A 20,579-nucleotide genomic window follows, 5' to 3' on the forward strand; every position below is an offset into this window, starting at 1 on the left:
AATTGCTCCACTTTGCCTCCACTGTGCTCTTTGCGTGAAACAACCAGATCATAGCCGGGTCATTCTCACAACGGCGATTTAGGACAATATCAGCATTAACGAGGAAAAAGGCGCCACATCATCCTAATCCGATAACAAAATGACATAGAAAAGATAAAATTAGCCTCATTAAGTGGTTGACGAGTCCTGCGGCAAAATGTACTAATAGACAGCGTTATCAGAAGCGGAAAACAGACCGATGAAACAGCTCCTCAGCCTCCTACTTATTATGGCAGCAAGATTGCACGGGTAGGTTGCAGGCAGCAAACACAGCATTCACAAAAACCCGTGCCCAGCACGGGTTTTTTTATTTCCGATACGGCGTCCACAACGGGGAAGGACCATGACAGACAGAGTCAAGATATTCGATACCACACTGCGCGATGGTGAACAGGCCTTGCCGGCCAGCCTGACAGTCAAGGAAAAGCTGCAAATCGCCCTTGCCCTGGAACGGCTTGGCGTGGATATCATCGAAGCCGGCTTTCCAGTTTCTTCCCCCGGCGACTTCAAATCGGTGCAGACCATCGCCCGGGAAGTGAAGAACGCCACGGTTTGCGGCCTCTCCCGTGCCGTGATGCAGGATATCGATGCCTGTGGTGAAGCGTTGAAAGTGGCTGAGCGATTCCGTATCCACACCTTTATTGCCACCTCGGATATTCATGTGGGCGCCAAGCTTAGAAAATCACAGGATGAAGTACTGGAGATGGCGGTGGCGGCTGTAAGACATGCCAGGCGCTACACTGACGATGTGGAATTTTCCTGCGAGGATGCCGGGCGCACCAACATAGATTACCTGTGCCGGATGGTGGAAAGCGCCATCCATGCCGGGGCCACCACGGTGAATATTCCAGATACCGTGGGCTACACCATACCCAGCGAATTTGGCGCCATTATCCAGACTCTGTTCAACCGGGTGCCCAACATAGACCAGGCCACTATCTCGGTTCATTGCCATAACGATCTGGGCCTGGCGGTGGCCAACTCTGTGGCCGCGGTACAGGCCGGCGCCCGCCAGATCGAATGCACCATCAACGGCATCGGCGAGCGGGCCGGGAACTGTTCGCTGGAAGAAGTGGCCATGATCCTGAAGACCCGCGAAGCCATGCTCGGTCTGAGCACTGGCATAAAAAGCCAGGAAATATTCCGCACCTCCAAACTGGTCAGCCAGATCTGCAACATGCCGGTACAATCCAACAAGGCGATTGTCGGCGCTAACGCCTTCAGCCATTCCTCGGGTATCCATCAGGATGGCATTCTGAAAGCCCAGAATACCTACGAGATCATGACGCCGGAGAGCGTCGGCATTAACAAAAACCATCTGAACCTGACCAGCCGCTCCGGCCGCCATGTCATCAAGCATCGCATGCATGAGCTGGGCTACAAGAATGAGGATTACGACCTGGATACCCTGTATCAGGCCTTTTTGAAGCTGGCCGACAAGAAAGGCCAGGTATTCGATTATGATCTCGAGGCCCTGGTGTTTTTCGACCAGCAGAAACAGCAACAGGCCTACTATGAATTGCTTTACCTGCATGCCAATGCCGGCAAGGGTATGATCCCCAGTGCGACGGTGAAAATGCGGATGGGCGATGACGAAGGCACGGCGTCGGCCATCGGCAACGGACCGGTGGATGCGGCATTTAACGCCATTATCCAGGTCACCGGGAACGATGAGGTGGATATCGTCGACTTCAAACTGGACTCCAAAGGTGAAGGGGCGGATGCCCTGGCCCAGGTCAGCGTCATAGCCGAATACAAGGGCAGGCGTTTCAACGGTATCGGCCTGGCCACAGATATCGTCGAAGCCGGGGTCAAGGCCCTGATCTATGTATTGAATAACACCTGTCTGGCGGACCAGATAGACGAGAAGAAGCAACAGAAAATAGCAGGGGTATAAATGAAATCCTATTCCATAGCCTTACTGCCGGGAGACGGGATCGGCCCGGAGGTAATGCGCGAGGCCGAAAAAGTCCTGGCCAGGGTCGAAAAGAAATTTCCTTTTAAGCTGGTGCTCAACCACTTCGATGTGGGCGGGGCGGCTATCGACAAGCATGGCCAGGCTCTGCCTGCAGATACCCTCAAAGGCTGTGAGCAGGCCGACGCCATACTGTTTGGCTCTATTGGCGGTCCCAAATGGGACAAGTTGCCACTGGATCAGCGTCCCGAACGGGCCGCGCTTTTGACATTACGCAGTCACTTCGACCTGTTCAGCAATCTGCGACCGGCCAGGATTTATCCCGGTCTGGAGGCCCTGTCCCCCCTTCGTGCCGATATTGCCGCCAGCGGCTTCGATGTCATGGTGGTGCGGGAACTGACGAGCGGCATCTATTTCGGCCAGCCTAAAGGTATGGCCGGAGAAGGCGAGGACGAATATGCCTTTGATACCATGCGCTACTCACGCAGGGAAATTCGCCGTATAGCCAGAATCGCTTTTGAGGCAGCCCGCCTGCGCGGTAAAAAAGTGACCTCAGTGGATAAAGCCAATGTGCTGGTTTGCAGCCGCCTGTGGCGGGAAGTCACCGAACAGGTGGCCGAAGACTATCCGGATGTGGCCCTGGATCATATTTATATCGACAACGCCACCATGCAACTGCTGCGCTACCCTAATCAGTTCGATGTGATGCTCTGCTCCAATCTGTTCGGCGATATTATCAGCGACGAATGCGCCATGATTACAGGCTCAATGGGCCTGCTGCCCTCGGCCAGTATCAATGAAAAAGGTTTTGGTATGTACGAACCGGCCGGTGGCAGCGCCCCGGATATTGCAGGAAAGGGCATTGCCAACCCTATCGCCCAGATCCTGTCAGCGGCCATGCTGCTGCGCTACAGCCTGGGCCAGGACGAGGCTGCGAGTGCCATAGAGCAAGCCGTACAGCAAACCCTGAGCGACGGCTGCGTGACAGCAGAACTGCTCAGCGCGGATAAGCGTGCACAAGCCAAATCCACGGCCCAGGTGGGCGATTACATTGCAGCAAAACTGGAGGAACAGGCCTGATGGGTAAGACCTTATATGAGAAAATCTGGGACATGCATCTGGTCGCCCAGGCCGGTACCGATAACCTCATCTATATCGACCGTCATCTGATCCATGAAGTCACTTCTCCCCAGGCCTTCTCGGGATTGGAAGAGAAAGGCCGCACATTGCGTTGTCCAAAGCGCACTTTTGCCACTATGGATCACAGCATATCCACCCGCTCACTGGCTCTGGACGCCTGTGGACCGGCCAATCAATTGCAGTTGCGTACCCTGCAGGACAATTGTCAGAAATATGGGGTTGAACTGTTCCCGGTGGGCCATCAGAAGCAAGGTATCGTGCATGTTATCGGCCCGGAGCTGGGCCTGATCCTGCCAGGCATGACCGTCGTGTGCGGGGACTCCCATACCGCCACCCACGGCGCCTTCGGTGCCCTGGCCTTTGGTATTGGCACCTCAGAAGTGGAGCATGTGTTTGCCACCCAAACCCTGAAACAGGGTAAGGCCAAGACCATGAGGGTCCAGGTGGACGGTAAGCTGTCCATCGGCGCCACCGCCAAAGACATCATCCTCGCCATTATCGGTAAAATCGGTCATGCCGGCGCCACCGGCTATGTGCTTGAATATTCCGGCAGCGCCATTGAGGCCCTGTCCATGGAAGAGCGCATGACCATCTGCAATATGAGCATCGAAGCGGGTGCCAAGGCTGGCTTGATTGCCCCGGATCAGATCACCTTTGACTATCTGGAAGGTCGGGAACGGGCGCCAAAAGGCCAGGACTGGCACGACGCTCTGGCCTGCTGGAAAACATTAAAATCTGATTCGGATGCCCAATTCGATCGGGTGGTGAGGCTAAAAGCCGAAGACATCAAACCCCAGGTTACCTGGGGCACCAATCCCGGTCAGGTGATTGCCGTGGATGAAGCCATCCCCGCACCTGAAAGCTTTACCGATCCGGTCTCCCGGGAGTCAGCGGTCAAAGCCCTGCAATATATGGGGCTGACCCCGGGCCAGAAACTGTCAGAGGTGCCGGTCAGCCACGTGTTCATCGGTTCTTGCACCAACAGTCGCATCGAGGATCTGCGGGCAGCGGCCAAAGTCGCAGCTCGCGGTAAAGTGGCCAGTGGGGTGAATGCCATCGTGGTGCCGGGCTCAGCGGCGGTCAAGCAGCAGGCAGAGGCCGAAGAACTGGACAAGATCTTTACCGAGGCGGGCTTTGAATGGCGATTACCGGGCTGCTCCATGTGTCTGGGGATGAACGACGATATCCTTAAGGCCGGCGATCGCTGCGCCTCCACCAGCAACCGTAATTTCGAGGGTCGTCAGGGCCGTGGTGCCCGCACGCATCTGGTCAGCCCCGCCATGGCCGCCGCTGCGGCGCTGGCCGGTCATTTTGTCGACGTCAGGGAGTTTGAGCAATGAGTGGTATCACCGTACTAACCGGCAAGGCTGCCCCGCTGAACCGGGCCAATGTGGACACGGATCAGATTATTCCCAAGCAGTTTCTGACCGCTGTCACCCGGGCAGGTTATGGCAAACATCTGTTCCATGACTGGCGCTATCTGGATCTGGAGGAAAAGGTGCCGAATCCGGATTTCGAACTTAACCGGCCAGAGCACCAGGGCGCCAGTATCCTGCTGGCCCGGGAAAATTTCGGCTGTGGCTCCAGTCGCGAACATGCACCCTGGTCACTCACAGACTATGGCTTCAAGGTGGTGATTGCGGTCAGTTTTGCCGATATCTTCTACGGCAACTGCATGAACAACCAATTGCTGCCCATCCAACTTAGCAGTGAGCAAATGGACAAGCTGTTTGCTGCCGTGGAGGCCAATCCCGACATAGGGGTGACGGTGGATCTGCCTAATCAGCAGGTCCAGGTGGCCGGACACAGCTTTGCATTCGACATTCAGGCTCATCACAAGTCCAAACTGCAAAAAGGCCTGGATGCCATAGGTGAATCCCTGGAGCTGGCTGCACAGATTGACGCCTACGAACAGGCTATTCCAGCCTGGCGGGCCTGACCCCTAAAAGAGGTATCGCGCCTTCCCCTGTGGAGGCGCTGTTCCCCTGGTGATCCCAATGCTATTCTGTTGACTATTGAATCCATGCTGTAAAGACCACTCGCCTGCCCATGCTAAAACTTGTTCCCATCGAAGACCTGAAAACCGGTATGTTCGTTAACCGGGTAACCAGACAAACGGCTCAACTCAAGATTAAAACCCAGGGTCTGATCAAGGACAGCCGGTTGATCAGCAAACTTAAGGAACGCGGTATCCAGGAAGTGGAAGTGGATCTGTCACGCAGCATCCTGATGGACGCCCCGGAAGTGGAAATCCCTGCCGAGGAGCCAAAAGCAGAGACCAAGAAGGCCAAACCACAGAAGAAATCCGACGCTGAGCTGCTCAGCGACGCCCATAACCTGTACAGCCAGGCCAAGGTAGTGCAGTCCAAGTTTTTCAAACGTATCCGCAAAGGGGCACAGGTCAAGGTAACCGAACTGATGTCCTTAAGTCACAACATCATGGAATCGGTGTTCGAGAATCCCAACGCCCTGTCCTGCCTGACTCTGATCAAGGACAAGAACGACTACCTGCTGGAACACTCACTGAACTGCTCTATCCTGATGGGGCTGTTTGCCCGCCATCTTGGCTTTGACAGGCAACTCATCGACGAACTGGGCCAGGCCGGTATGCTGATGGACGTGGGGATGGCAACCATGCCCGACGAACTGATGGACAAGCCGGCACTGCTGGATGCCAAGGAACATGACAAGATCCGTACCCACGTGTTCTTTGGGGTGGATCTGGTGCAGAAATCCGGTGAGGGTTCAACCGTGATCCTGGATGTGATCGCCAACCACCATGAGCGGCTGGATGGCTCGGGTTACCCCAATGGAAAACAAGGGGATGAACTCTCCGTGTACGCCAGAATGGCGGCCATCGTCGACACCTATGATTCACTGACCTCTGACCGCCCCTGGCGCAAAGCCATGTCGCCCACCCAGTCTTTGAAGTCTCTGTTATCCAGCAGCCAGGGCAAACTCGATCAGTCACTGGTACAGCAGTTTATCCGCTGCCTGGGCGTGCATCCGGTAGGCTCTCTGGTCAAGCTGAAAAGCGGCAAACTGGCCATTGTCACCCGCCTGAACAAGGAGGATCCGCTCAGTCCCGTCGTCATGACCTTTTACTCGGTACGCCTGGGCACCTACAGCGAAGTCAAACAGGTGGATCTGGGCAAGGTACAGGACAGTATCGAGTCGAGCGTCCGACCGGAAGAATTCAAACTGAACCTGCCCAAGTTCTTTAAGGAAGTGTTTTTACAGCAACTGGGATGACACAGACGGGGACGAGGGACAAACAAATAACTTAGATTCTCAACCACTTGTCAACAGCTTTGTGGCTAACTTGCCGTCACTCGTCACCGGTCACTCCTATTCACCAGTCCGTCAGTGCCCGCATACTGAATTCCTGGCCTTTGAAGGCCAGGATCACATGCTGGGACTCGATCCTGACAATTCGCAGATTGTCGTTAATCCAGTCCCCTTCCCCCAGTTCCATATTATTGACCCTTACCCAGCGATCGGCGGGCTCGGAGGCGTACATATGAGCGGAAAAAGACAGGCTGGGTATTTCTGCCAACGCCCAGGCGGGTAACTGATCCACCCGGACCACATCCCTGACAGGCTGCGGGGCTGCGGTCTGCGGTTCTTGCGGCTCGGTTTCCAGTTCTGAGACGGCCTGTTGAAATTTCTCAACCAGTTCAGGAGAAATATCCACCGGTGGCCGGTCGGGATTAACCTGCACGATCTGTCCTTCCGGCTCAGGCTCAGGCTCAGGCTCAGTGGCGGCGGTATCAGCTCGCCCGGTCTGCTGCGCCTCCTCGTCAACGGCGTTATCAAAGGACTGCACATCAATTGGCGCAGCCTTGGACTCGTGCGCTTGTGTGCCTGCAGAGACGGGAGCTTGAACTGGCGATGAGGAGAGCGGACTTGTCAGCTCCGGTGCCTGAAACGCCGTCCACCATTGCTGGTAGGTCGCCGCCGTCCAGCCCATCGCCAGCCCGCTTGCCAGGACCAAGGATGCTGTCACAGCCCTGCGACCATAATACTGCCAACTGCCCGGCAAGGATTGCACCGAGGGCAGAAACAGGCTGCGGTGAAATTGCTCGGACAGCTTGTTGTCCACCCCCTTGTTAGTCACACCCTGCATCAGCAGATCTTTGGTGGGCGAATGGAGCACTCCCTGACCATTGTCCTGCGCCTCCAGTTCAACTGTCTGTGCCGGGTCGATGGTCACCGCCAACACCCCCATTTCCCGCAGTCCCTGTACCATGGCGACACTCGTTACCAGTCCGGACTTGCGTATTTTTACCGGGCCGTTCTGTTCGGCAATCTGCACAATGACCATACCGGGCCTGAGTTCGTCGATGCCGATTTGCCTAGCCATATAACCTCCCCGCCAGATACCCGATCAACATGCCCGCCAGCAGCAGGCCGCTTAGCATCAGTGTCCACTGTCGGCCCTGTCGCTGTCGCACCACGTCCTCGCCAAGGATCTGTTCGGCAGCCGCCAGGAAAATATACCTGCGCACTACCGGATGCTGCTTGGTAAATGCCAGGGTCAGAGCCCGATCACACAGCAGGTTAATCACCCGTGGAATGCCGCCGGTAATCTGATACGCCGCCTGCAGGGCGTGGCTGCTGAAAATACTCTTATCCCCCTCGGCCACCCGCAGACGGTGGGCGATATATTCCTTCACCTCATGGCGGGTCAGGGGCAGCAGATGATAACGGGCGGTAATGCGCTGGGCTAACTGGCGCAGTTCGTTGCGTTTAAGCAACAGCTGTAGTTCGGGCTGGCCAATCAGCACGACTTTGAGCAGCTTTTCCCGGTTTGTCTCCAGATTGGTCAACAGGCGCAGTTGTTCCAGCACTTCCGGCAGCAGATGCTGAGCCTCATCGATAATCAGGACGGTATTGATCCCCTGGGTATGATTCCTGGCCAGATGGGCCAGAATACGATCGGTAAAATACTTGAGACTGGCCTGTTTATTCTGGTACTCAATGCCCAGTTCGTCGCACAGAGTGGCCAACAGTTCCATGGCCGACAGGGTCGGGTTCAGGATCATGGCCACCTGGGTATTGTCCGGCAATTGCTGCATCAGCTTACGGGAGACGGTGGTCTTGCCGGTGCCCACCTCGCCGGTCAGCATCACAAAGCCGCCACTTTCGCGCAGCCCGAATGTCAGATGGGCCAGCGCTTCTTTATGACGCGGACTCATATAGAGGTAATCGGGGTTGGGCGCGATGGAAAAGGGATTATCAGACAGCCCGAAATAATTGAGATACATGGCCTGGAAATCTTGCCTTGAATGCTAAAGCGGCACTTAAAGTAACGACTCCACCGACGCAAGTCAAAACCCTTATAGTGATTGGCCACGGCGCCTTGTGCCCTGGCGGTGCTTTGGCATAATGAGCCTCCAGTAAGGTCAAAGAGAAAAAGATGCAAATATATCTGGTCGGCGGTGCGGTTCGCGATGAACTGCTCGGACGCGACATCAAGGAACGAGACTATGTGGTAGTGGGCGCCACCCCTGCAGAGATGGAAAGGCAGGGCTACCGACAGGTGGGCAAAGATTTTCCTGTCTTTCTGCATCCCAAAACCTCAGAGGAATATGCCCTGGCCCGTACCGAGCGTAAGACCGGCAGCGGCTACACGGGATTCGACTGTATCGCCGATCCCAGTGTGACGCTGGAGGAGGATCTCAGGCGGCGCGATCTGACCGTCAATGCCATGGCCAGGGACGAACAGGGCCGCCTGGTGGACCCTTACGGTGGTAAGCAGGATCTCGACAATCGTATCCTGCGCCATGTATCGGACGCCTTTGTCGAGGATCCACTGCGCGTGCTGCGGGTGGCCCGCTTTGCCGCCCGCTATCACCAGTACGGTTTTCGTATTGCCAGCGAGACACTGGAGATGATGCGCCGGATTGCCCATTCTGGTGAACTCAAAGCCCTGACTGCAGAGCGGGTATGGAAGGAAACCAGCCGCGCCCTGCTGGAGGACAATCCTGAAGTCTACTTTGAAACCCTGCGCGCCGTGGAAGCCCTGGAAGACTGGTTTCCCGAGATAGAGGCCCTGTGGGGAGTGCCCAACCCGGCCAGGTGGCATCCGGAGATTGATACCGGCGTGCATACCATGATGGTGCTGAGCCAGGCGGTAAAACTGTCGGATAAACTCACGGTACGCTACGCCTCGCTGGTCCACGATCTGGGCAAGGCCATGACGCCCCCGGAGCACTGGCCATCCCACCGGGGCCATGAAACCCTGGGTCTGAAGGCCATCGAGCGTATCAGTGACAGGCTAAAGGTGCCCAATGACTGCCGGGAACTGGCATTGCTGGTCAGCGAGTTCCATACCCATTTGCACCGGGCGCTGGAGCTTAAGCCGGCCACGGTATTAAAGGTGCTGAATCGTTGCGATGCCTGGCGCAAGCCCGAACGCTTTGAAGAATTACTGCTTTCCTGTGAAGCCGATGCCAGGGGCCGGCTGCATTTCGAGACCGCTCCCTACCCCCAGGCCGATTATTTCCGGCAGGCCTGTCAGGCAGCCCAGGATGTGGATGTGCAGGCCATCATCGCTGACGGCCATGAAGGCCCCGGGATCCGCACCGAGCTTGACCGGCGCCGTCAGGCAGAGGTAGCCCAAGTCAAATCCGCCTGGCCGGAGGATTAAGCCAGGCGGACAAATCCGCCCCTACAGATATCACTTCAGATGGATCAATCCTCAGGCCAGGGCTTTTCTCAGTTGGTCCCTGATGGGTAAGTCGCGGATACGCACCCCGCAGGCGTTGAAGATGGCGTTGGTCAGGGCCGGAGCAGCCGACGGCAGTGGGATTTCGCCCACCCCGGCCGGTTCATCGCCAAAGGGGATGATGTGCACCTCGAAGTCCGCTGGCACCTGAGCAATCTTCATCAGCGGGTAATCATGGAAATTACTCTGTACCACCTGACCGTCTTTGACGGTAATTTGCAGATTCAGCGCCGTACTCAGCCCATCCAGGGTACCGCCCTGCACCTGCGCTTCCACCCCGGCTGGATTGACCGCCAGGCCGCAATCGATGGCCGCCACAATGCGTTTTATCTCAAGCTCCCCGCTGTCTGAGACCGCCACCTCCATGGCATGGGCCGCGTAACCGCCAAAGGTAAAGTGACTGGCCAGGCCCACCCCAATCCCCTTGCCCCGGGGCTTTGCGTAATCAATGGCTTCGGCGACCTTTTTCAGCACGGCTGCCTGCCGGCCGGGGTTATACACAGGACCGCCGTGATTGGCATAGGGAATGTCCTGGTAATCGCCAAGGAGCGCCAGTTGCAGGGCAAGGGGATCCTGCTCGCTCTTATGGGCCAGTTCATGCAGAAAGCTTTGTATCACAAAGGCATTGACACAATGGGCCGGTGCCCGCCAGGAGCCGCGCGGCATGCCGGATTTGGCCGAGTGGTATTCCATCTGCAGGTTGGCGACCAGGTTGGCGGGAAAGTCATCCGGATACAGCTCGGCTTTCCAGTACTCATCTTCTGGCAGATTCGGCCGCCGGTAATACTTGCTGGCACTGGCAAGCCGGTGTCGCCACGCCGACACCTGCCCCTTGTCATCCCAGGCTGCCTGCAGTTCGTGCAGACCGGATGGCCGGTAAAAATCATGGCGGATATCGTCCTCGCGGCTCCATACCAGTTGTACCGGCAGGCAGCTTTGTTTGGAAATCAGGCAGGCTTCGAATACGTAGTCCACGGACAAACGCCGGCCAAAGCCACCGCCGATACGCGGAAACCTGATATGGATATGTTCCCGATCCACCCCGGTGGCCGCGGCTGCAGCACGGGAAGCCCCGGCGGGCATCTGGGTGGGCACGATAATATCCACCCGGTTGCCCTGCACATGGGCGAAACAGTTCTGCGGCTCCAGGGGTGCATGGGACACAAAAGGCACAAAATAGCGGGCCGTGAGGGTATGGCCGGCCTCTGCCATTGACTGTGGTACATTGCCGTCACTGCGCACTATCTGCCCTTCGGACTCCAGTAATTTGTGCAGATGGGTCTTAAAGGATTCGGTGCTCTCAGCGGCAAAGGGACCTTTGGACCATTCCAGCTTCAGCTTCTTACGTCCCTGCATGGCCGCCCAGGTGGAATCGGCAATCACCGCCACCCCTTCGGCCAGCACAGTATAGGGCTCGCCAGGGTTGGGGCCCTCAATCTTCACCACTTTTTGGACTCCCGGCACTTTCAGGGCCTGGCTGGCATCGAACTTGAGTAACTTGCCATCCAGATAGGGGCTGCGCGCCATTACAGCATATTTCATACCTTCGACTTTGGTATCCAAGCCGTATTTAGCCTGACCTGTGACTATGTCTCTGGCATCGATGACTTTCTTACCCGTACCGATAATCCGGTAGTCTGCCGGCTTCTTCAGTGCCGGTGCCTGTGCAGGCACCGGCAGGGCGGCGGCCAGGGGCGCCAACTTGCCGTAGTCCAGTTGCCTGGAGAGGCTGAGGCAATGCACCTGGCCCGGTTTGGTACTGCACAGGGCTTCTTCCACCTGCCAATGACGGGCGGCAGCCTGGATCAGCATCTGTCTGGCCGTGGCACCCACTTCGCGCATACTTTGCCAGTTAGTGCGCACAGCGGTGCTGCCCCCTACCCCCTGGGGGCCGTATTTCCAGGTAAAGCCATCGGTGGTTTTGATGATGCCCAGGGGCATGGGCCTGACCTGCACCTGCTGCCAGTCTATGTCCAGCTCTTCGGCGATCAGCATGGGCAGGGCCGTTCTGACCCCCTGGCCAATTTCGGGCTGATTGCTGCCCAGAATCACCCTGCCGTCCGGCTCAATCTGAACGAAAAAGCCCAGTTGATTGTCCGCCACGGCATCCCCATCCTGCCCGGCCAGACTGATGGCCGGAATACCCAGCAAAAATCCGCCAGAGCTGGTGGCAGCCCCAATCAAGAACTGGCGTCTGGACAGCCTGGGGAGTGAAATGTTCATGCCTTGTCCTCCGCAGCCATCAACTCTGCCGCCCGGTGCACGGCTTTTCTCAGTCTCACATAAGTGGCGCAGCGGCAAAGGTTGGTCAGTTGCTCATCGATCTGCTGATCTGTGGGGTCAGGGAGTCGTTTCAGCAGATCCACTGTGGCCATAATCTGCCCGGCCTGACAATAGCCACACTGAGGCACGTCCAGTTCCAGCCAGGCCTGTTGCACCGGATGCAGCCTGTCCCCCTTGGCCAGGCCTTCAATGGTAGAGATCTCAGTACCCGCGACGGCGGAAACCGGCAGAACACAGGAGCGTTGCATCTGGCCATCCACATGCACGGTACAGGCGCCACAATGGCCGCCTCCGCAACCGAACTTGCTGCCGGTGAGTTGCAAATGATCGCGTAATACCCACAGGAGGGGCGTGTCTGGATCCTGATCAAAGCTAACGGCCTGTCCGTTGACCCTGAAATTTTGTGCCTTGCTGCGCATGGGTAGCTCCTGATTGTTTTTATCTACTCTAAATGCCCCGCCCGGATGCAGCTGGAGAATGCGCTCACAGGGGCTGAATTTCCGACCACTGGTGAGAATGTAAACAAAGATGTCAAAACCCACCGTTATCGGGGTCGTCAATGCGGATTTTTCCGGGTCTTTGCTAAACTAAACTCTCCTTCTCCTGCTTAAGGGGTTCCCATGCGTGCCCTGATACTCACATTGCTTTGCTGCATCTGGCTGGCTCTGCCCGTTTATGCAAAGGTGGACGGCGAACCAGCCCAACCCATGCCCGAATTGGAGTTGTTAACTGAAGACTACGCCCCTTATAACTACCGTGACGCGGGTGAGCTGAAGGGATTCAGCGTGGAACTGGTCGAGGAACTGCTAACCATGACCGGATCAGCACAAAGGCGGGACGATATTCAGGTGCTGCCCTGGGCACGAGCCTATCAGTTAGGGCTGCTGCGTCCCAACACACTGTTGTTCACCCTGACCTATACGGAACAACGGGAGCCCTTGTTCCGCTGGATTGGCCCGCTGATTCCCACAAAGGTGGTCGTTATCGCCAAGCGGTCCATGGACCTTCGGGCCCGGTCTGTTGAGGATCTGAGGGGGCTGGTGATTGGCACGGTCGCAGAAGACGTTGGCGAGCAACTTTTATTGGAAAAGGGCTTCGCCGTGCGCAACCTGGTCAGTGAAGCCTCTCCCCAGGAAATGATGAAGCAGTTCAAGCGCAATCGTTACAATGCCGTGGCTTACAGCGATATTTCTGCCTACTGGTATCTGCGTGATATGGGGGAAGATCTACAGGACTACCAGGTGATGCTGGTGCTGCAGGAATCCCACCAATACTTTGGACTCAGCCGTCAGACCCCCCAGTATGTGGAAACCAGGTTGCAACAGGCTTTGGATGAGCTGCAGCAGTCTGACCGTTACCAGCAACTGCTTGGGGAATATCCCGCTATACAACACGCAGTGGCTGCACAGCAATAGCCTGAGCCGTCCGGGCTCCGGCACTTAATTATTGGACTCCCACACACAAGGCCATGGGAGGGCCTTATGACGTCAAACTGGTCAGCCTGAAGGTGACATGGCAAGCTAAAGCAAACTTTTTTCAAGGTTTGTCATGGCGCTGCCTGCAAAACGCACACAACTGCCCCTCATAGCCCTGCTCTGTTGTCTGGTCGGTACCCTGATCCTGCTGCTGGCGCCCAATCTGGTGCTGGACTGGGTCGGCCCGGCAATCAGCCGGATCTTGTCCCTGCTGGGTCGGCCCTTTTTCCTGTTGTTGCAATGCCTTCTGGCAGGCCTGCTTCTGTTGCTGCTGACGCCCTTGGCAAGACGCCGTCTGGGGGGAACAGACGCCAGGGTGGAGTTTTCCACCCCGGCCTGGCTGTCCATGCTGTTCGCCGCCGGCATGGGCTCCGGTCTGGTATTCTGGGGGGTGGCAGAGCCTGTCTACCATGCGGCCAACCCACCTCTGATCGCTCCGGCGGCCGATGCGGCCGGCCAGGCGTTAAGCCTGACCTATCTGAACTGGGGATTGCATGCCTGGGCCCTTTACGCCATCTGTGGCCTGCTGGTCAGTCGTCTTCTAAGTCACGGCAGCGAGCCGCAGATGGCTGACAGGGTGCTGGATGCTCTGGGAATCCAATCGGCAGAGACCTCCCGCCGCGTGGCACGGGCCGTGAATCTGGTCGCTTTGCTGGCGGTGTTTTTCGGGGTTACCGGCACTATTGCCAACTCGGGCCTGTTGCTGCGTCAGGGACTGGAGCAGGAGTTGGCTCTGGATTCACCGGCCTGGACCGGGGTGTTGATCCTGTTCGCCATTTTCGTGGTGTACATGAGCTCAGCCATGACCGGACTCAAACGCGGCATAAAACGTCTCAGTCAGTTCAATATGCTGCTGGCCGCCCTGATGCTACTGATAATTCTCTGGCGGGCGGACGCCTCTGCCCTGGGCAGTCTTATTCTTATCTCCACCTGGCAATACCTGCAACTGGCACTGGGCAATATGCTGGCCCTGCCGGATGCCTTTACCGAGCCAAAATGGCTGGATTACTGGACCTACAATTATCACTTCTGGTGGCTGGCCTGGGGCCCTTTTGTCGGTATGTTCCTGGCGCGAATCAGCCTGGGCCGCCCGGTCTGGCAGTATGTGCTGGCCGTGGTGCTGGTGCCCACACTGTTCAGCATTGTCTGGTTCAGCGCCTTCGGCGGCCTGGCCTTGCTGGCCGAGCAAAACACCCCCACTGACCTGCTGGCCGTTGTCAGTGAGGACTATACCCAGGGCCTGATGACTTACCTGGGCCAACTGGGCCAAAGGGGTAAATGGCTGATCTGGCTGAGCCTGTTGTTGCTGCTGATTTTTGTCGCCACCTCGGCCGACTCGGCCATTCTGGTTATCAACCAGCTCACCGGCTCGGCCGGCGCCACCCAGACCCTGCTGTGGGGACTGCTGCTGGCCCTGGCCGCCAGCGGTCTGTTTTTCTATGGGCAGGAAAGCCTGAACCGACTCGTTGCCATTATCGGCGCCCTGCCCTTTCTGGTTATTTTTGTATTGCAACTGCTGGGGGCGTTGCGAGCCTGGCTGGGGTTACCCGGCGAGCATCGGCTTTAAGGCCAAACAGCCAGCGCAGCCACGCAATCCGGCGAACCAGCTCATACCCCAGATAACAGCCTGCGCAAGTCAACAGCAGGATGAGCGCCGCTTCCAGGGCGGTGGGCAACTGCCATGTGCTGAGATTGGCGGCAAACACAATGATCAGGGTCTGGTGCAGCATGTACCAGGGCAGAATGGCCTTGTCCGTATAGCGCAGCACACCACTGGGACGATTCAGCCAGTGTCCGGCCAGCCCGACCAGCGCCAGGATCCAGGCCCAGTGATTGATCGAGTACAGGGCACCGTATGCTGCCCTGGCAGAAAAAGACCGGGCATACAGGGCATCCAGGCCAGGCACCAGGCCGTGATGCTCAATGATTATCAGAAGATAGGCCGTCACGGCCGCAGCCAGAAACCCCATCCGGTAGCGAATCACCTGTTGCCACCAGCTACCCTGGCGGGCGAACAGGTATCCGGCCATAAATACCGGCAGATACTTCGCATGATTGTACCAGTCATCCAGCAGGGCGTGGGTACTGGGAAACACATAACGCAGGGTCAGCCAGGCCGCCAACAGCAACCCCATGACCATCAGCAGGGCCCAGCGGCCGCGCAGTTGTGCCAGCTGCCGGTTGGCCGCCAGACGATTGAGCAGGGGTAACAGGGCGATAAGCAGCAGACTGTAGATCCACAGGTAGGGCAAAAACCACAAGTGATTCCAGGTCAGCAGGCCAATAGGGCTGTGATGATCACGCAGCAGTGAGGTAAACGGATTGATATAGTCCAGCCAGAAGGCCAGAAAACCAGGTTGGATCAGGTCCTGGTCCAGGGCTTCGAAATAAGGCTGTGGCGATACGATGACAAACATGCCAAACAGCAGAGGGATCAACAACCTGGAGGAGCGCAGGGCAACAAGCCGACCGGCGCCGTAGCGATCCGCCACCAGCGCCAGGGCAATGCCGCTGATAAAGAACAACAGAGACATACGCCATGGGTTGGTCAGGAGCATCAGATCCTGCAACCAGGCAAACTGCTGTGGGCTCTTGATATGCCACCCCCACTCAGCCACATAATACATGCCGATGTGATAAAGAATCAGCAAGCCAAAAGCCAGTGTTCTGAGCCAGTCGATATCGTAACGGCGACTATCTATTGTTTGAGTCATAAAGCCTCCTTGGGTTACATTTTGCAGCTGATATTGGCAACCTCAGTCCCTGTGCACTATTGCCAGAGGACGAGTGGATGAGGCTTGGGGACAAGCGGTGGAATAACGGGATGAAGTCCGGGACAACTGAACAATGAGCGGGTTTGAGCGCTTCGAGCGACATCACAGGCTCTATGTATTTCTGATCTTTCTGGGTTATCTGCTGATCACCAACAGCATCAACGCCACCTCAGTTTGGATGGAGGCCAACCGGTCAGGCTCCCCGGGTATTGCACTGTGGGAGCCTTTCGTATGGGAATATACCAGCACTCTGAGCGTGATCCTGTTGCTGCCCGGCCTGATCTGGTTGTTTAAAAAAAATCCACCCAGAATGACCCGGACAGGCAGCCTGCTGCTGACCCATCTGCTGGGCACCCTGGTGTTTTCCATTCTGCATGTGGCCATCATGGTGTGGCTGCGCGAAGGCATCTATCTGCTGGCAGGGGGAGATTACCGCTTTGGCCCCGTATTCCGGGAGTTTTTGTACGAATATCGCAAGGATGCCTGGGGCTATCTGTTCTTCTATGCCCTTTTCTATCTCTACAACTTTGTTTACAGCCGTCTCAAGGGCGAAGCCCAACTGATTGAACAGCAGCAGGACAACGGCTGGCAAACAGCGCCTGAACACCTGCTGGTGAAAAAACTGGACCGGGAATTCCTGGTCAAAGTCGCCGATATAGAGTGGCTGGAGTCGTCCGGCAACTATGTGAATCTGCACAGCGGCGGGCGCATCTATCCGCTGCGCGCCACCCTTTCCAGCCTGATGGAAAGGCTGGGCAGTGCCGGCTTCAGCCGAATCCATCGTTCCTATGCCGTCAACCATCACGCCATCGAAAGCATCAGCTACCAACCCAGCGGTGACGGGGACATCCGCCTGAAAAATGGCCAGACACTCAACCTGTCGCGCCGCTATAAGGACGAGTTTAAACAGAAGTTTGGCTGAGAACTTTGCTTATCTCGTCAGATCCGCATCTCTGGGTGCCAGGCCGATCGAGGGATATCTTGGACACACCGCAAAGCCGCCACGGCCACAGGGACCTGAATGGGTTTCTCTGCATCCTGACGCGCCAGGGGCAGCCGTCAGACATGCATGCAGCACTTTTTGAACTTCTTGCCGCTGCCGCATGGGCAGGGATCATTGCGCCCCACATCCCGATTCGGGTTGATATAAGGTTCCGGGGTTTCATCACTGTCCTGGCCCAATGCCATGCCCACGTTACCGACGGAGTACAACAGGGTCTCCAGGGTTAATGCTGAATCTGAACCCTGATCCTCTGTTTGCGCCGAGACCATCCTGGCAACCAGGTCAGGCATGCCAGCTTTCTTTCGCAGTTCCTCTTTTACGCACTGTGCCATCGCCGTCAGTGCTGCCATGCGAAGACCGCTTTCCATGCTGTCCTTGTCGGTGACGACCGCATCCCATAGATCATCCGACCATTCGCAGGCGATCACGTAACCTTCGGCAAACTCTTTCAGAGCCTGCGGTACAGTGCCGTTTTCATCGAACGCCAGGTGCCCTGGCAGGGAGAACTTCCCCTCCTTGAAGCAAGACATGCAGTAAAACCACCAGTGGATCAGTTCCTGCACCAGCACATCAAACTCTTCTGAGGGGTTATCCGGCAATTCGTTCTCATCAATATCGTCCCGGAAAATCAGCTCAAGCCAATCCTCGGGCGTTAACAGGGCCGGAGCCGAGGCGACCGAGGTCAAGATGCCCAACAGACAATCAGCACTGCGAATACTGTCCGCAATCATCGGGGTGTTATAGCAGGCAGCAAGCCTGGCGTAATTGAACTCGTGGTGCATAATCAGGTCTCTCGGAAAAAGTAAACCGCAGTGTAGCGCCGAGTATTGATTAATGCATGTCTCTGAAAAAGAAGAGCCGTTGGATCGACCCCGTCCTGAGGCAACCCCCTAGTCAGAATGTTCTGCCCCCTTTCCTCATTGTTTCAATACCCGCTACTGGAGGAACACCGCGACAATCACGCCGGTACAAGCAATGAGTTCGGTTCATCCCCGCGACTGCGGGGAACACGGCGAAGAGATCCAGGCCAAACTGGAAGCCGTCGGTTCATCCCGGGCTGCGGGGAACACTTTGCCGGTTCTGCCGGTATGCACAAACAGACCGGTTCATCCCGCGGCTGCGGGGAACACCCCGCTGTGGAAGTCGTGCGCCCCTGGGATTTCGGTTCATCCCCGTGGGTACGGGGAACACCAGAGATTCCTCATTGATAGCGGCCTCCAGCACGGTTTATCCCCGCAGCTGCGGGGAACACGTGCTGGTTGACTTGCTCAGTCCCCACCATTTCGGTTCATCCCCGCGGCTGCGGGGAACACACAAAGGCATTATAGGTGACATAAAAGAGTTGCGGTTCATCCCCGCGACTGCGGGGAACACAGTACATCGTGGCCGAAGAACCAGGATAGGGGCGGTTCATCCCCGCGACTGCGGGGAACACGAGGCCGTAGGCGGCTTTGATCTGCTGCCCGACGGTTCATCCCCGCGACTGCGGGGAACACACACCCTGACCTTGCCGCCGGTACCGACATCCCGGTTCATCCCCGCGACTGCGGGGAACACACTTGGTCACTGGCCAGCAGCCGGAAGAATATCGGTTCATCCCCGCGACTGCGGGGAACACAGTGAGAGACAAGTCCTCGCCAGCCTTCCATTCGGTTCATCCCCGCGACTGCGGGGAACACCAGATACAACACATCAGAGTTTTGCATGACACCGGTTCATCCCCGCGACTGCGGGGAACACAGCACGGCGAGGAAGAGCAAGAACGCAAGTCGCGGTTCATCCCCGCGACTGCGGGGAACACAATGACGCCCCATTTACCGGAGATTTGATTAACGGTTCATCCCCGCGACTGCGGGGAACACTATCCAATTCATTGTTGATGGTTTCAAAGAGGCGGTTCATCCCCGCGACTGCGGGGAACACTTTTGACTGTCTGGTTTGGTAGGGCCATGAAGCGGTTCATCCCCGCGACTGCGGGGAACACACCGAGTTCACGCGTCTTCCCTTTCCCCTTCCCGGTTCATCCCCGCGACTGCGGGGAACACGGCGTTTTATTTGGCTGTAACGCCTGTATTTACGGTTCATCCCCGCGACTGCGGGGAACACGCTGGTCGCGGTGATATCAGTAAGGCTATCGACGGTTCATCCCCGCGACTGCGGGGAACACCGCAAATAGTCTCTTGAGACGTTTTACAGCCCCGGTTCATCCCCGCGACTGCGGGGAACACCAGGCGATGCGATACAGAGCCAGTAGGTCTTTCGGTTCATCCCCGCGACTGCGGGGAACACGTAATTGACCATGAATAAATTGAACCAAATCACGGTTCATCCCCGCGACTGCGGGGAACACAACCAACTTGCCGGATTGAAGAGCGATAGCGACGGTTCATCCCCGCGACTGCGGGGAACACAGAGCTTGGAAATTTCTGAAGCAGGGCGTCTACGGTTCATCCCCGCGACTGCGGGGAACACGCTCCGCTGTACGCGCCATTCGATATCATGTTCGGTTCATCCCCGCGACTGCGGGGAACACCAAATTAGGAAATTGACGATGACTAACACCAACGGTTCATCCCCGCGACTGCGGGGAACACCAGGCCGTCATTGAAGAGGCCGCCAAGGAAACCGGTTCATCCCCGCGACTGCGGGGAACACGCAATATGGGTACAGCGCTCATGATAGAGCATCGGTTCATCCCCGCGACTGCGGGGAACACCCATTCCCCGGTGCGGATCTGTTCTGCGATTTCGGTTCATCCCCGCGACTGCGGGGAACACGATGGCGGCAAGCGCTGGGTTCACCACGCCAACGGTTCATCCCCGCGACTGCGGGGAACACGATACATTGGAAAAACTCGGCAGAAGGTTAAACGGTTCATCCCCGCGACTGCGGGGAACACCGTGGAGTACTGCTAATGTATCGAACTATTGACGGTTCATCCCCGCGACTGCGGGGAACACCATTTCAGCGGCTACGGTTCTTCGGTCCGATTCGGTTCATCCCCGCGACTGCGGGGAACACTACTGGCATTGCTGGAGGAATATCCCTTGCTACGGTTCATCCCCGCGACTGCGGGGAACACAAGGAGAACCGGGTCAGTTTCGAGCTGTATGACGGTTCATCCCCGCGACTGCGGGGAACACTCCAAATGGAGACGATTGATTCTAAAACACTTTTTTGTGCTTTAAAAATCTACCAGCTATTTTGCGTAATTTTCCGG

At 57.0% G+C, this 20,579-nt stretch carries 15 protein-coding genes and 1 CRISPR repeat array; of the genes, 9 read left to right on the forward strand and 6 right to left on the reverse strand.

Annotated features, from left to right (window positions below; genetic code table 11):
- The first annotated feature begins 382 nt into the window (after positions 1-382).
- The 5 genes from leuA (at position 383) to J0A66_RS14665 (ending at position 6,346) form a co-directional block, all read left to right on the forward strand.
- On the forward strand, positions 383-1,936 hold the full coding sequence (leuA, locus tag J0A66_RS14645) for a 2-isopropylmalate synthase (RefSeq protein ID WP_206574581.1): 1,554 nt from the start codon (positions 383-385) through the stop codon (positions 1,934-1,936).
- Positions 1,937-3,034 carry a 3-isopropylmalate dehydrogenase gene (leuB, locus tag J0A66_RS14650; RefSeq protein WP_206574582.1) on the forward strand — a complete coding sequence of 366 codons (1,098 nt, stop codon included), beginning with the start codon at positions 1,937-1,939 and terminating at the stop codon, positions 3,032-3,034.
- The gene (gene leuC, locus J0A66_RS14655) at positions 3,034-4,434 is read left to right on the forward strand and encodes a 3-isopropylmalate dehydratase large subunit (protein WP_206574583.1); all 1,401 of its coding nucleotides are present in this window, start codon (positions 3,034-3,036) and stop codon (positions 4,432-4,434) included. The genes leuB and leuC overlap by 1 nt, the downstream gene beginning before the upstream one ends.
- Positions 4,431-5,033, forward strand: coding sequence for a 3-isopropylmalate dehydratase small subunit (gene leuD / locus J0A66_RS14660; protein WP_206574584.1), 603 nt, complete (start codon positions 4,431-4,433; stop codon positions 5,031-5,033). The genes leuC and leuD overlap by 4 nt, the downstream gene beginning before the upstream one ends.
- Before the next feature lie 110 nt (positions 5,034-5,143).
- Positions 5,144-6,346, forward strand: coding sequence for a cyclic di-GMP phosphodiesterase (locus J0A66_RS14665; RefSeq protein ID WP_206574585.1), 1,203 nt, complete (start codon positions 5,144-5,146; stop codon positions 6,344-6,346).
- 100 nt (positions 6,347-6,446) lie between these two features.
- Here J0A66_RS14665 and J0A66_RS14670 read toward each other — a convergent pair whose 3' ends face one another.
- Both J0A66_RS14670 and J0A66_RS14675 read right to left on the reverse strand, forming a co-directional pair.
- Positions 6,447-7,457: a general secretion pathway protein GspB gene (locus J0A66_RS14670; RefSeq protein WP_206574586.1), complete on the reverse strand. Its 1,011-nt coding sequence runs from the start codon at positions 7,455-7,457 to the stop codon at positions 6,447-6,449.
- Entirely contained in the window at positions 7,450-8,361 is a 912-nt protein-coding gene (locus J0A66_RS14675; protein WP_206574587.1) for an ExeA family protein, read from the reverse strand. The genes J0A66_RS14670 and J0A66_RS14675 overlap by 8 nt, the downstream gene beginning before the upstream one ends.
- 152 nt (positions 8,362-8,513) lie before the next feature.
- On the opposite strand from J0A66_RS14675, the gene J0A66_RS14680 reads away from it, so the two are divergent.
- Entirely contained in the window at positions 8,514-9,746 is a 1,233-nt protein-coding gene (locus J0A66_RS14680) for a multifunctional CCA addition/repair protein (RefSeq protein ID WP_206574588.1), read from the forward strand.
- Between the two features lie 51 nt (positions 9,747-9,797).
- Here J0A66_RS14680 and J0A66_RS14685 read toward each other — a convergent pair whose 3' ends face one another.
- The gene (locus J0A66_RS14685; RefSeq protein WP_206574589.1) at positions 9,798-12,047 is read right to left on the reverse strand and encodes a xanthine dehydrogenase family protein molybdopterin-binding subunit; all 2,250 of its coding nucleotides are present in this window, start codon (positions 12,045-12,047) and stop codon (positions 9,798-9,800) included.
- Positions 12,044-12,526, reverse strand: a complete 483-nt coding sequence (locus J0A66_RS14690) for a (2Fe-2S)-binding protein (RefSeq protein WP_206574590.1) — start codon at positions 12,524-12,526, stop codon at positions 12,044-12,046. Before J0A66_RS14690 ends, J0A66_RS14685 begins: the two co-directional genes overlap by 4 nt.
- A gap of 201 nt (positions 12,527-12,727) precedes the next feature.
- Here J0A66_RS14690 and J0A66_RS14695 point away from each other — a divergent pair, with 201 nt between their 5' ends.
- Together J0A66_RS14695 and J0A66_RS14700 are read left to right on the forward strand one after the other, a co-directional pair.
- On the forward strand, positions 12,728-13,522 hold the full coding sequence (locus J0A66_RS14695; protein ID WP_206574591.1) for a substrate-binding periplasmic protein: 795 nt from the start codon (positions 12,728-12,730) through the stop codon (positions 13,520-13,522).
- A gap of 133 nt (positions 13,523-13,655) precedes the next feature.
- On the forward strand, positions 13,656-15,149 hold the full coding sequence (locus J0A66_RS14700; RefSeq protein WP_206574592.1) for a BCCT family transporter: 1,494 nt from the start codon (positions 13,656-13,658) through the stop codon (positions 15,147-15,149).
- Here J0A66_RS14700 and J0A66_RS14705 read toward each other — a convergent pair.
- Positions 15,079-16,296, reverse strand: coding sequence for an acyltransferase family protein (locus J0A66_RS14705; protein ID WP_206574593.1), 1,218 nt, complete (start codon positions 16,294-16,296; stop codon positions 15,079-15,081). The two genes, J0A66_RS14700 and J0A66_RS14705, sit on opposite strands and share 71 nt — an antisense overlap.
- A gap of 133 nt (positions 16,297-16,429) precedes the next feature.
- Here J0A66_RS14705 and J0A66_RS14710 point away from each other — a divergent pair, with 133 nt between their 5' ends.
- On the forward strand, positions 16,430-17,278 hold the full coding sequence (locus tag J0A66_RS14710) for a LytR/AlgR family response regulator transcription factor (RefSeq protein WP_206574594.1): 849 nt from the start codon (positions 16,430-16,432) through the stop codon (positions 17,276-17,278).
- A 137-nt stretch (positions 17,279-17,415) separates the two neighbouring features.
- Here J0A66_RS14710 and J0A66_RS14715 read toward each other — a convergent pair whose 3' ends face one another.
- A complete protein-coding gene (locus tag J0A66_RS14715; protein ID WP_206574595.1) occupies positions 17,416-18,141 on the reverse strand; it encodes an SEC-C metal-binding domain-containing protein in 726 nt (241 codons plus the stop codon).
- Between the two features lie 380 nt (positions 18,142-18,521).
- Positions 18,522-20,502: direct repeats of the CRISPR family, unit length 29 nt; unit sequence CGGTTCATCCCCGCGACTGCGGGGAACAC.
- The last annotated feature ends 77 nt before the right edge of the window (positions 20,503-20,579 follow it).

Source organism: Bowmanella dokdonensis (assembly GCF_017254865.1).
Lineage (GTDB): Bacteria > Pseudomonadota > Gammaproteobacteria > Enterobacterales > Alteromonadaceae > Bowmanella > Bowmanella dokdonensis.